Below are 12,943 nucleotides of genomic sequence, written 5' to 3' on the forward strand. Positions count from 1 at the left end.
TATGAATTTAAATGTTGTGAACCGCGAGTTAAAAGTAGGGCAGATTAAAATGACCGGGGTTTCTTCTTCCGCATTATTTTTAATTGGAGATGCAAACCTTCTCATCCTTTCTTCTATTCTTGATACGCCATTCGAATCCGTTACAGAGGGGCCATTTGTACCATTAGTAACAGATGTCCCTCCGACTCCAGGTTGAGGTGAGGAAAAATTATGCTCCGTCATATTTCAGTTGTACAAAATGTTTCTATCATTTCTATGGGGGTTGCAGCCGTCTTTCAAGTCGGGGATGCTAATCAAATAGAATTAAAAAATAGAGCACTTATCGTTCATCGAGAAATCCCTTGTTATATAAAAGGTGAAGGTCGTTTTGATGCGTTTGAAATCTTTACAGATGAATACATTACAATTCCAAAGCGAACAACAGATGTAAAAATGAATATTGTAAATGAGTGCCCTTTTATTGAAGTAAATGATGTTCACTTGCGAACAATTTTAAATTCCGCGTGCTTCCAAATCGGCAATGTTGACTATGTTTTTAATAATTCTCGCACGCTACAAATCCGCCAATTTATTACTGATGAACCTTCCTCTAAATAATTCATATAGTAATTAAAAAGCTTAGTAAAGTAGGTGGATGGTATGCCTTCGGTTGTAGGAAATCTTGTCGTTCAAAACAGTAACGGCTCTTTCAACTTAGGAGATTTTTATAACGTGTCTCCGAAAGAAAATACGAAAGCTTATAACGGATCTGGGGCTTCCAATGTCGGATTTGTCGTCAACACTTTTAGCGGCGTTAGCGCAACAAATACATTTGATTCTGATGTAGCAGACCAAGATCAAATTGGAACAGCGTAAAAAAGAAACAGCCTTAGCTCTATATTGTGTAGAGCTAGGGCTGTTTCTTCTATTAAAGATAACTTTAATTCAAGCTTATATTCTTTTAATATAGCATTTTCCCTTCTTTATATGCATTTTGATATGTCTCATCATTTATCTGTGTAACATCAGTATGGAACAGTTCCTCCCTAACAGCATCGAATAACTCCTTACATATGTTAGGAAATTCACTTTCCCATCTTTCTCTTTCATCCAACTCCATCAGTGATTCAACAATAACAAGATAAATATTCGGAAATTTCCTCTCAATCTTAGGAGCGTACTTTAGAAATCCCTTTAAATACATATCAAAATGATGACAATCATACTCCTGAGTGCCTGTATAAAATGGAAATCCACTTTCATCTTTCCACTCTAGGAGAATTCCCCAAAATGCTAACAATGAACCTGATCGATATCTCAATTTACTATCATTAAAGTGTTTATAATAAGGGTATAACAATCTATCGCACCAATCTAAATCGATCATACCACCCATATCTTTTATTTCATTACGTAATAAATCTAATTTCTCTTTAATGGGATCCATGCACATTCCCCTTCAATTGTTTATTTCCACACAGATATATACCTCTTATGATATTTACTCTCTTTATAAAATGAAAATAAATTTATTATATTTTAAAAGCTCAAACAAGCACAACCCCGTTCTAAATTTAGGACGGGGTTAAATTTATAGCAATAAAGTCATTTGAAAATCTAAGTTTCATTCAAAAAATAGCGTCCTTTTCTAGAATAAAGGAATAGATGTATTTATACAAAAGTTGAATATTTTACAGAATTTCAGAATCCTAATTTTTAGCACCTTACATATTTACGTTTGAACCCGAGTCTTCCTCTATCAAGTTCTTTATGAATACTTTCGTAAGCATTTAGAAAACTGCTTTTCTTATTGTCCCGTTTTAGTTCTACTATGCCTACTTCCTTTGCTGTTTCAACTGCCTTTTCATGTAGCGGCACATATGAAATCCCCACGGTGTTTAGAAAATTATTCATAGCAGATTTCGTTCGTTCTGGCGCATCTTGAATTGTATTTTTCACAACTTCTAGCATATTGGCAATCTTACTTTCGGAAAATTCATTGTCTTTTCGATTCCCTAAAAGCCAGCAGTAGCAACTCCATCCCGCTGACATTCTTAGTTCGTCACCACTTGCAATCCATTTATCAGCAACGTCTTGTGCAAAATCTGATTCTGATAAAGTTACTGCCACCACATAATCGGACAGCATATAAAAGTACGCCCCAGCCAGCCAACGATCAAAATCCGATTCATTCATAGCTTTTGGGTCTGCGATAATGCCTGCAAAGTACATCGCATCGTAGTTACCTGTGGCATACAGCTCTTCAGCTAAACTTTGATTTATTTTTATTTTCTTTGCAATTGGTTTCATAGCACCTGTAGCTACGCCAAAAAGTGGATCCTTTGCACCATTAGATATGTATATTTTTTTAGTTCGTTCCTTACCGAGCGTTTCAAGCTCTTGCATTACTGTTTCAAAATCCATCGTGTTGCACTTCCTTCCTTAATATTATAATCCATTCGCTTATATAAACTAATCATTAGTGAAGATGCTACTCCCCGCTACTAATTAGTTTTTCTTTATTTAAATGATAATCCCTTATCTTCTAAAGCCGTTCTCAATTTAGGTAAAGATGCTGGACCTATACCGTGCAGTTTCAAAACTTCTTTTTCACTGTACTTTGAAAGTTCTGCTTCAGTCGTTATTCCATGGTGCTCTAACGCTCGTCTTGCTGGTGCTGAAAGAAGAGAAAGAAATCCTTTTTTTGGCTTTCTCTCTTTCACACAGGTTGGGCAAGTTGGACAATCGCTACTTTTGTAGTACTCGTGTCCTTGATCACAAGTTCTTAACGTCGCCATAATCCATAACCCCTCTCTAAGCTCTATTCCTCAATATTTACAACATGATTCCCATCAAAGAAGTATAAACATTTCTCTTTCACAGGATGTTTTAAGCTTTTCTCGAGTGCTTTTGCATATAGTGAAAGCTGCACTTTGTATCGGTCTTCTAAAGTTGGTTTCGCTTGATCAAATCCGCCTGGGAACTTTCCTTCAATCGTATCTGTTTTAAAGTCGATTAAAGTAATTCCGTCTTCCTCTTCGATCATGCAGTCGATAACCCCTTGGACAAGTATTGTTTCGTCGCTCTTACCTTGCCAATCTTGATACGCCTCTTCTGCTGCAAGCATCATCGTAAATGGTACTTCGCGCTCAACACTTTTTGCTGCTAATACCCTTTTACCTAAGTCACTGTCAAAGAATGAAATTACCTTTTCAATCGCTATTTCTTCAGCTTGTTCAAATGTTAATAGTTCTTTATTTACCATTCTTGCAATTTGCTCTTGAAGAACTTCAATCGTAATTGGTTTCTTCAAATCTACATGCTGCATAACGGCATGGACTGCTGTCCCTCGCTCTGCGTACGTTAGTCCTTTTTTCTCCATAAAGCGTGGACGTGTTTTAATTGGTGCACGAAGTTTTTTAATAAAGGCGTTATCGCTACCTTCTTCAGATTGATAATTTCTCTTTATTTCTGTAACAGACTGTTTCGCACGGTGAGATGTTGCGTCCTCATACCCGTATTTCCACATTAATCTGTCGTACACTTCTTCTTTCCGTTCACTTTCTAACGGAACAGCTTTTTTATCGCGAAGCGCTTCTAATAACTCTTGTTTCTCTTCTTGAACTGGTTCTGGTGCAAGTAGATCTTTTCCTTCAACAACTTCTACTTTCCAGCTAGCACTATATTCATAAATTTCACCTGGAATATTTCCTTGTCCTAATTCAAGCAGCATTTCACTATCACGGTGTCTATATAATGAAGGTGCAATCCAGTCTAAATAACATGACGCTCCGGCACGTATATGGTCTGGTAATAACCATTCACTATGCTCTCTTGCATCGAGCCATTTTTCCATTTCTTTATTTGCATCTTTAACCGTTCCAATTAAAATTAACTTCTCTTTTGCACGTGTTAACGCTACGTATAGTACGCGCATTTCTTCCGCAATTAATTCCATCTTCATTTTACGCTTAATCGCTAGTTGCGATAATGTCGTATATTTAATTCGTTTACGAGGATCGATAAATTGTGAACCGAAACCGAAATCTTTATGAAGTAAGAAACGCTTCATTAAATCTTGTGTATTAAAACGGCGACCAAGTCCAGCTACAAATACGACTGGGAACTCTAGCCCTTTACTTTTATGAATCGTCATAATGCGAACAACATCTTCTTGTTCTCCAAGAGCTCTCGCCGTTCCCATATCATCTCCGCGTTCTAAAATACGCTCAATAAAACGTAAGAAGCGGAATAATCCTCTAAACGATGTTGCTTCATATTGTCTTGCGCGGTCATATAGTACGCGTAAGTTTGCCTGCCTTTGCTTTCCGGCTGGTAAACCGCCGACAAAGTCGTAATAGCCTGTCTCACCATACACTTTCCAAATTAAATCGGAAAGCGATTGTTGACGCGCAAATTCACGCCACCCTTGCAGTAAGTTATAAAACCACTCTAATTTATCATGCAGTTCTTGTTCTTCTTCAAGCGGCGCTCCCTTTAAGAATGAGCTCATCACTTCATAAAACGAGCCTTTCTTTCCGTGAGCACGAAGCGTCGCAAGTTCTTCGTCGTTTAGTCCAACGATCGGTGAACGAAGTACAGCTGCAAGCGGAATATCTTGCACCGGATTATCAATAACGCGGAATACGTTCATCATAATATTTACTTCTGTCGCTTCAAAGTAACCAGTCGCAAGGTCAGCATATACTGGAATTCCTTGTAGTTTTAACTCTTCCATAATTTGCGGCGCCCATGGCATGGAGCGAAGTAAAATAACGAAATCACGGTATTGTACAGGGCGCATACTATCCGTTTTACGATCATACACTTCATAATCTGAATCAACCATCGCTTTAATACGCTGCGCCATAAGACGAGCTTCAAGCTGCGCTTTTTCTACTTCGGCACCTTCTTCACCGTCTTGCACTTCTTCCTCAGTTTGCTGAATGCATAGTAGTTCTGCCGCTACATCTTCACCTGCTGGATAGCTAGCACCTAGCTTTAATTCAGCGTCAGCATCATAATCGATTTCTCCGACTTCTTCGCCCATAATTTGTTTGAAGATAAAGTTCGTACCTGCTAGCACTTCATGACGGCTACGGAAGTTTTTCGCTAAGTCAATCTTCATTCCGCCGTCCAATCCTTCTTGTGTGAAACGTTTATATTTTCCTAAGAATAAACCAGGCTCTGCTAGTCGGAAACGATAGATTGACTGTTTTACGTCACCAACCATGAACAAGTTTCCTTCACTCTCAGAATCTTTCGTTACAAATTTAATAATTGATTCCTGTACGAAATTCGTATCTTGATATTCATCGACTAGTACTTCAGCAAATTTATTACGATATTGAAGTGCTACTGCTGACGGCTTCATTTCACCGTCTTCACTTTGCTCACTTAAAATTTGCAAACAGAAATGCTCTAAATCTGTGAAATCGACCATTCCTTTATCTCGCTTAATCGCTTGGAAACGCTCTGTAAATACTTTTACAAGCTTCACGAGTTTTTCTAATACAGGATGCATATCTTGAAAATCTCGTAAGAAACTTTCAGGTCTGCGGCTAAATAGCTCTTCCTGTAATTTCTTCACTTCATCTTTCGCTTTATTACGAAGAGAATCTACTTGTTTTACAACATCTTCATTGTAATCACTTTTCTTAATACGCTTTAATGTTTGCCACGATACATTTTGCATCGCTTCATAAACGCTTGTCCACGACCCACGAGCTGCTGATGATAACATTCCAAGTAAAGCTAAATCCGCTTGTAAAGTTTCAACGCGAGGCGCTGGACCATCAGGAAGCATTGCGAGTTCAGTCGCCTTACGAATATGCTTTTCCGCTGTTTCAAGCTGAAACTTCACATCTTCTAATAAGTAAGAAGCGTACACTAAATCTTCAATCGTCTTTCCTTCAACGTCGTATGCTTCTACTAATTTATCAAGCCACTTCTCCGGGTTTGGATGTGCTCTTGATTCTGTATGAAGCGCTAAAATCATTCGTTGTAAGTCATCGTCACTACGGTCACTCGTATAACGATCAACTAATTCAAAGAAAATACTATTATCTTCGATTCCATATTCTTCTTCTAATATGTCATCTAGCACTTCTTCTTTTAATAACTCATTTTCTGTTTGGTTCCCAATACGAAAACGAGGATCGACATCAAGCATGTAATAATATCCTCTAATAACTTGTAAACAAAATGAATGAATGGTAGAAATGGAAGCTTTATTTAATAAGCTAAGCTGCTTTCTTATATGCTGTGAACCTGTCCCATCAATTAATACTTTTTCTAACGCTTCCCCAATTCGATTTTTCATTTCTTGCGCCGCTGCATTCGTAAATGTTACAACGAGCAGGCGGTCGACATCGACTGGATTTTCTTCACTTATAATCTTTTTAATAATACGTTCAACTAATACTGCTGTTTTCCCTGATCCAGCTGCCGCTGCGACTAAAATATCACGTCCGTTCGCTACAACCGCTTTCCACTGGTCATCTGTCCATTGACTACCTTCTGGTTTCTGAGGCCAATTTTCTATCATTCTCCGCCAACCTCCTCTCTAATTTTCTCCATTGCTTCGCTATCTTTCATATCTTTTAACGTACGGAATTGGTTATCTTCAAGTGATTCATCAAATTGACAAACCGATTTGAAGTTACAGAACGTACATGCCGCTTTATTCCCCTTTTTGTAAGGAGCAATATCGATAACACCTTCTGTAATGTCTTTTCCGATATTTTCAAACGAGTGGTGTACATATTTTTGAAGTACGTTAAACTCTTGTTCACTTGCAATGCTAGAACGCGCACTAAAACTACCATCTTTTTTCAGACCAGCAGAAATAATATCAGAGCTTCCTGTTGAAAGTTTATTATCCATTAAACGAACAACGTCAGCATCTCCTAGTACGAGCCCTTTCATTTTAAATTTCTTTAAAATTTCTTTCTCAATTTCTTCTTCAGATGCATCGCCTTTCATCTCAACAATCGGGTTATGAATATGGAAATACAATACACCCGCCGGTGATGCAGTACTGCCCTTTTTCATCCACGTATGTGCATTTGAAGTAACAACATCTAAATACGTTAACATTTGAAGTGCGAGTCCGTAATACACTTCTGTTAAATCTAACGCTTTCGAACTTGATTTATAATCAATAATACGAAGGAACGTACCACTCTCATCTTCCGCCTTATCAACACGGTCAATACGGCCAACTACTTCCATCTTCACACCATTTGGCAACGCAAATTCCATTGGCGGAAGCGATCCAGCCCCGCCCATACCGAATGGTACTTCTAAATCAACTGGTACAAAGCCACTCGACTTCGCATGTTCACGAAGAATAAGTGATGTACGGAAAATGATTTGTTGTAGTTTTTGTTTTAAATAGAAATGACGGTTTGAACTTAATAAAATTTGTCTTTGTAATAATGGTGCAATTTCTTCTATTACTAAAGCAGAAAGGTGCTCACACTCTTTTATTGATAAATCCGCCCAAGTACGATTTTCACGTAATAGCTTGTCTGCAATTCTCTTCAGCGCTGCATGGAATAACTCACCGATATCTGGCGCATCAAGTTTGAAAATATCACGCTCTCTTAGCGATAAACCGTGCTGAGCAAAATGAGCGTACGCACAGCGATTAAATAGTTCCATACGAGAAACGCTTCCCTTAATTGTATCTCCATATAAATCCCTACTTACATCTGTACTTAGTTTCTGTGCACGATTTCGGTAGAATAAACTCGATAACACGCGGCTACTTTTTTGCTTCCATTCATCTGAAGTAACGTAGAAGTTATATACGTCCCACCAAAAGTCTAAATTGCCTTCAAATCCGTAGCGCTTCCACGTTTGCAGTTGCTGCATGACGTAAGACAAAGTTACTTCTGGCGTTGCTACATATGAGATTTGTTCCGAACGCGATAAGTCATTTACATCATTCGTAATAAACGATTCTTTCACATCAGGGAACATTCTTTTTATTTTCTTAATAAAACTAGAAGCAAGTAACGTCTTTCCTTCTTCATCCGCAAGCGGACAGGAAATGTATAACTTCTCAGATGCTCTCGTCACCATTTGATACATAACGAACTGTTCTTCTAATAAAGTTTGTCTCGTCGTTGGTGCTAATTCGATACCTGCAGCGGTGAGAACATTTCTTTCCTCATCAGAAAGCATACCTTCATCCATAGGCGCTGCTGGAATCACACCTTCATTTACGCCGATAATGAACGTCGCTTTAATATCTGATAATCTAGAATGATCAATATTAGCAACTAACACTTGATCTAGTGACGGCGGAATGTTCGCAAATTGAAGCACCTCAAGACCTGTCGTCATTACATCAGTAAACATAGACAGGGACATCTTCTCTTCGCCAAGCATCTCAACGAACGTATCAAGAAGGCTCATCACTTCTTCCCATACTTGCTCATGGTCTGTCGCAAATAAGAAATCTCCGCTTTCTTCTGCACGAATACGTAATGCTTCTAGTTTTTTCGGAACGTCAAGCTCCTCTAAAAATAAATATACCGCTTCGCACATTTGCATAACTGTTCCAGCACGCTTCAGTCTTTTTTGCATACGAATAACTGGCGTTCTTACAACGTCGCGAAGTCGATTTATTTTCTCTTCCATTTCACGCTCACTGTCTGTTATCATTTCGCTCGCATCATCAAGAGAACGATAACGACGATACATCCACGGATCTTCAGAAGTCCATCTCTTCCCTTGTACACCGTACGCTAAACAGTAGTTTTCGAACTCATCCATCTCTTCGCGCATCGCTTCTTTTCTTACGTCTAGTGGATATAAAAGTTCTGTTTTCACACAGCGGAACACTGCATCATAACGCCAATTCCCGCTAATAATCTCTAAAGCCGAACGAATACATTCTACTAGCGGATGATGTGACATCGGGCGTTTTTCATCGATGAAATGCGGGATATTATAATCCGTAAATAACGTTCGCATTACATCGTAATAACTTTCTCCGTTACGAAGAAGGACTGCGATATCTCGGTAACGATAGTCTTCAGTCGCCACAAGTCTTCGAATTTCACGAGCAACACCTTCTACTTCAGCTCGTAAATTAGCTGCTGTACTAATTGTCACACTCGCTTCACCGTGAAACTTTTCATTTGGACGCGCTTCATAATGCATTTCTAAATGCGCTAATGCTTGCGAATGAAAACGCGGCTGTCCCATAAGTGGAATTGTTTTTTCAACTTCTATTTTCTCTTCACGCGCTACTTGTTTTATTCTTTCATACGTTAACGTCGTTTCATAAAATAAATCTAGTTCATTCACTGGCTGCGCTAACGTTTTTTCATCTATCGTTAATGTTATTGTTACTCTAGTTCCTAATCTCATTAGCCCTCTAACAATTTCTAGCTCTTGAGGAGAAAATGAATGGAATCCATCTATATAAATTTCCGCGCCTTTTACATACTCAGAGTCTGAAAGCTTCTCAATTAATAATTGTAAGTAGTCTTCTGAATCTAAATATTTTCCGATTAAAGCACGTTCAAAATCATCATATAGTAACTGTAAATCATACACTTTATTCGCTAGTAGCTTTTGCTCTGCACTACTGCTATGCGCGTCTAATTGTTGCCACATTTCATATACGTTAGACGGCGTCACATTGTAACGTTTAAACTCCGCAATCATACTACCAAGATGTTCAAAGAAGCCGTTTTGCTCCGCTGCTTTTTGAAACACAGATAGCCCATCTTTACGAGATTCTACAATTTTACGAAGCAACATATGTACACCAGCTTCATCAATATGAAGACGACTCGCTCCGCCAACTTCTTGCAGCACCTTCCACGCTAATCGCGAAAAACTAAAAACTTGTGCCCGAATAGAACCTCTTACATCTTCGCTCCCAATTAACGCCTGCTGCGTTTGGAATGTCATCTGTTCTGGCACAAGATATAATATTGTTTTCCCTCTTGGGCGCTGCTTTAACTCTTCTTGCACTTCGTGTAAACAAAGTGTACTTTTTCCACTTCCAGCTCTACCAATCACAAATCGAAGTGACATGTAACCCCACCTTTCACTTACATAACGAACGTTAGTTTGCTACCATAATTGTATTATAGGACACGAAAAAAGACAAACTGAGCTGTTTGTCTTTTCCTATACTTCATTTTATTATATCAGCCTTTTGAAAAATTCGTTTGTACCTCTCGAATCGGCCAATATCGTAAATCAACTTTACCGACAACTGTATCAGCTTTCACAAAGCCAAAGTGCCTACTATCCCAGCTACCAAGGCGGTTGTCACCAACTACAAAAATAGAACCAGGTGGTACAAACTTTTCTTCCGTTAACTCTTCTAGTTTAAAATCGCCTGTTAATTGCCGTCCATTTGTCTCTTTCTTATACGTCTCTAAATAAGGTTCCTCCACGAATTGTCCGTTTATATATAGTTTATCATGCTTATATTCGATATGATCCCCAGGTAAACCGATAATCCGCTTTACATAGTCCTCTTTTTTATTCGCATGAAAAACGACGACATCAAATCGATTCAAGTCCCCTACTTGATAACTCACCTTATTCACAACGAGCATATTTCCATCTTGCAATGTCGGCATCATTGACTTCCCCTCCACAACGTACGTTGAAAAGAAAAACGTTCGAAAAAATACAGCTAATAGTACACCAATTAAAATTGTTCTTATCCACTCTAGCCCTTCTTTTTTCAAAGTTTTCTTCATTCGCTTCTCCCCTCGCCCTTTAATAATGAAGCTTTTCTTTACAAAGAAGACTTTTCCTAATGTAGTTCTAACTTTACCTCAATTTTTTTACCGACATACCATAAAATAAAAATAACAACGCCAACAATAACCGATTTCACCGGCTTATGAATAAATGACACTAAATCATGACCGATATACGTTAAAATAAAGATCATCACAAGCTTTCCGAATGCTAATGCTAGTCCAAACTGTTTTACGCTAACGCGAGACAAACCAGCTACAACGTTTATAAGCGCAGATGGTGTAAACGGAAAACAAAATATAACAAAGATTGGCGCGAATCCTTTTCTTTCAATCCATCCCATCGCTTTTCGCACTCTCTCATGCTTATTTACAAAAGAAAAGAAACGACTTCGTCCAAAGCTGCGAATAATGAAAAATACAAGCATTGCACCAATTACTGACCCAAGCCATGAATAAAGAAAACCGAACCAAAAGCCAAATGCAACAGCATTCGCCAACACAAACACAATGAGTGGCAATGCTGGAATAAGCGCCTCTATCATCGGTAAGCCAATACCGAGAAGCGGTCCGAACGCACGATAACTTTCAACAATATGATCCATATTTTCTGGTGAAAAATATTCTTTGATCGTTTGAAAATCCATTCTACACTTTACCCCTTTACTCTAATTACTACCTCTACTGTATCATTGCTTAAATGAAAGAGGAAATGGTAGATACGACATATGGAGATGTATTTATTAAAGTTTCCATATCTTTCGTTAGAATTCCTTCCTTATCACGCTATGATAATCTTTCAATATTCGACAACGTTTGTTATACGTTTGTTTTTTTGAAGAGCAATATTTTTTGATGATTTTTTCGGTAAATGAAATTACATCGATGATTTTCTGAATACATCGATCACAATTTGATTTTTATCGGCGATTTTTCGAATTTATCGACTTTCCGACAAAAACGGACAAATAAAAAGGATGGGGGTCTCCCCATCCTCTCACACTTCGCTTTCCTTCACAAAATACACTTTCTCATATGCTGGTGTTAATTTAGATTCTTCATTTTTATCAATCTCTTTAAAGCAAGGATTCCCTTGTTTTTTCTTACGGTCTTCATATTCTGTCCGCAATTTCGCTGTACGATTTTGCTGATTTTCAAAGCTACTTTTTGACATTTCTAGTTTCACAGCGAAACCATTTATAAATCTAATAATAAGATTTCCATCTTTTAATTCTTTATTACCTTCAATATGAAAATGAGACAACCACGCACACTCTTTTCGAGAATAAGAATACGTAGGGAAAAAATAAAGTTGATCTGTCGGGCTAATTGCGATAGGAGCTTTATGTGTAATACGAGTTAACTCCTTCGTTCCTTCTTTTCTTCCAAAGAAACTAGAACCATGTTTCCGGCAACTTCTCTCTATAATATCGAGAGGCTTTTGAAATACGAAAAAAGAATCTTCCATTTCAACAATTCGCGTAACAACTTTCTTTTCTCCTAGAACAACAGGAAGTAAGGCCATTGTATTTTTGCTTATAACATAGTTTTCGACATAACGTTCTACTTTACTTTCCATAGTCTACTATCTGCTACTAAAAATATAGACACATGTATATCCTTAGAGTATGTAGTTTTTGCATGCTAAGAATATTTTTATCTATATCCACTCTTTTGTTAGTAACAGATTTTTCACCTCTCTTTTTTAAATTTTCGATCGCTGTTTAATTTCCCTTCTTCATTTCCCTTTTATAGTAGCATCTACGAAAAGGAAATGGTTTACATTCTACGATTCTTTACAAATACTTATAATAAATCAACCACACTATAAATCAATTGATAATAATATACAAATAATAAAGAAGTGAATTATATAAAAAGAGGATTCTATATACGAAAAAAGAATTTATATTATTTGTAATATGTTTAACATATTCTACTTTCCATATAATTACAGTGATTAATTTTGCTATAATTAAAATATAAATCAAATATACGGAGGTCTCTCATGGAAGAAAAGCAAGATCATCCAACAATTCAAATGAAAAATAGTAGCATTGTTATCGTAAAAAATTCAGCGAGTATTATATTCGGTTTATTTTTTATTTTACTGTTCTTCGCGAAGCCTTTTCGTAAATCTAAATGTCCAGAATGTAAGAAACGTGAAAAGAAAAAAGCTGTGAAAGAACACTAAAAGGCCTTCCTTTACGGAAAGCCTTTTT

12 protein-coding genes and 1 pseudogene are annotated in these 12,943 nt (G+C 37.5%); 4 read left to right on the top strand and 9 right to left on the bottom strand.

Annotated elements, in window-relative coordinates; genetic code table 11:
• Position 1 precedes the first annotated feature (1 nt).
• Genes gerPD through gerPF form a run of 3 tightly spaced genes read left to right on the top strand, consistent with a single transcriptional unit; the run spans position 2 to position 855 of the window.
• The gene (gene gerPD / locus ACE38F_RS22320; protein WP_002087035.1) at positions 2 to 196 is read left to right on the top strand and encodes a spore germination protein GerPD; all 195 of its coding nucleotides are present in this window, start codon (positions 2 to 4) and stop codon (positions 194 to 196) included.
• A gap of 14 nt (positions 197 to 210) precedes the next feature.
• The gene (locus tag ACE38F_RS22325) at positions 211 to 597 is read left to right on the top strand and encodes a spore germination protein GerPE (protein WP_215555539.1); all 387 of its coding nucleotides are present in this window, start codon (positions 211 to 213) and stop codon (positions 595 to 597) included.
• A 42-nt stretch (positions 598 to 639) separates the two neighbouring features.
• On the top strand, positions 640 to 855 hold the full coding sequence (gene gerPF, locus ACE38F_RS22330; RefSeq protein WP_001141570.1) for a spore germination protein GerPF: 216 nt from the start codon (positions 640 to 642) through the stop codon (positions 853 to 855).
• Positions 856 to 940: 85 nt separating this feature from the next.
• On the opposite strand, the gene ACE38F_RS22335 is transcribed toward gerPF, so the two are convergent.
• The 9 genes and pseudogenes from ACE38F_RS22335 to ACE38F_RS22375 all read right to left on the bottom strand — a co-directional run.
• Positions 941 to 1,426, bottom strand: a complete 486-nt coding sequence (locus tag ACE38F_RS22335) for a hypothetical protein (protein WP_375370260.1) — start codon at positions 1,424 to 1,426, stop codon at positions 941 to 943.
• Between the two features lie 269 nt (positions 1,427 to 1,695).
• A complete protein-coding gene (locus ACE38F_RS22340) occupies positions 1,696 to 2,403 on the bottom strand; it encodes a DNA alkylation repair protein (RefSeq protein ID WP_215556568.1) in 708 nt (235 codons plus the stop codon).
• Positions 2,404 to 2,498: 95 nt separating this feature from the next.
• Entirely contained in the window at positions 2,499 to 2,777 is a 279-nt protein-coding gene (locus ACE38F_RS22345) for an RNA polymerase alpha subunit C-terminal domain-containing protein (RefSeq protein WP_341307435.1), read from the bottom strand.
• A 23-nt stretch (positions 2,778 to 2,800) separates the two neighbouring features.
• A complete protein-coding gene (addA, locus tag ACE38F_RS22350) occupies positions 2,801 to 6,526 on the bottom strand; it encodes a helicase-exonuclease AddAB subunit AddA (protein WP_375370261.1) in 3,726 nt (1,241 codons plus the stop codon).
• Entirely contained in the window at positions 6,523 to 10,038 is a 3,516-nt protein-coding gene (gene addB / locus ACE38F_RS22355) for a helicase-exonuclease AddAB subunit AddB (RefSeq protein ID WP_375370262.1), read from the bottom strand. The genes addA and addB overlap by 4 nt, the downstream gene beginning before the upstream one ends.
• Positions 10,039 to 10,154: 116 nt before the next feature.
• Positions 10,155 to 10,718 carry a signal peptidase I gene (gene lepB / locus ACE38F_RS22360; protein ID WP_215555534.1) on the bottom strand — a complete coding sequence of 188 codons (564 nt, stop codon included), beginning with the start codon at positions 10,716 to 10,718 and terminating at the stop codon, positions 10,155 to 10,157.
• A 56-nt stretch (positions 10,719 to 10,774) separates the two neighbouring features.
• Positions 10,775 to 11,368, bottom strand: coding sequence for a TVP38/TMEM64 family protein (locus ACE38F_RS22365; protein WP_002158925.1), 594 nt, complete (start codon positions 11,366 to 11,368; stop codon positions 10,775 to 10,777).
• Positions 11,369 to 11,718: 350 nt separating this feature from the next.
• Positions 11,719 to 12,300, bottom strand: a complete 582-nt coding sequence (locus tag ACE38F_RS22370; RefSeq protein WP_215555532.1) for a competence protein ComK — start codon at positions 12,298 to 12,300, stop codon at positions 11,719 to 11,721.
• Positions 12,301 to 12,349: 49 nt separating this feature from the next.
• Positions 12,350 to 12,436: pseudogene (locus ACE38F_RS22375) on the bottom strand (RNA-guided endonuclease TnpB family protein); the annotation flags it as partial.
• 293 nt (positions 12,437 to 12,729) lie between these two features.
• Between ACE38F_RS22375 and ACE38F_RS22380 the strand changes: the two are divergent.
• A complete protein-coding gene (locus ACE38F_RS22380; protein ID WP_002011281.1) occupies positions 12,730 to 12,915 on the top strand; it encodes a hypothetical protein in 186 nt (61 codons plus the stop codon).
• Positions 12,916 to 12,943 lie beyond the last annotated feature (28 nt).

It is taken from the genome of Bacillus altaicus (assembly GCF_042136375.2).
GTDB lineage: Bacteria > Bacillota > Bacilli > Bacillales > Bacillaceae_G > Bacillus_A > Bacillus_A cereus_U.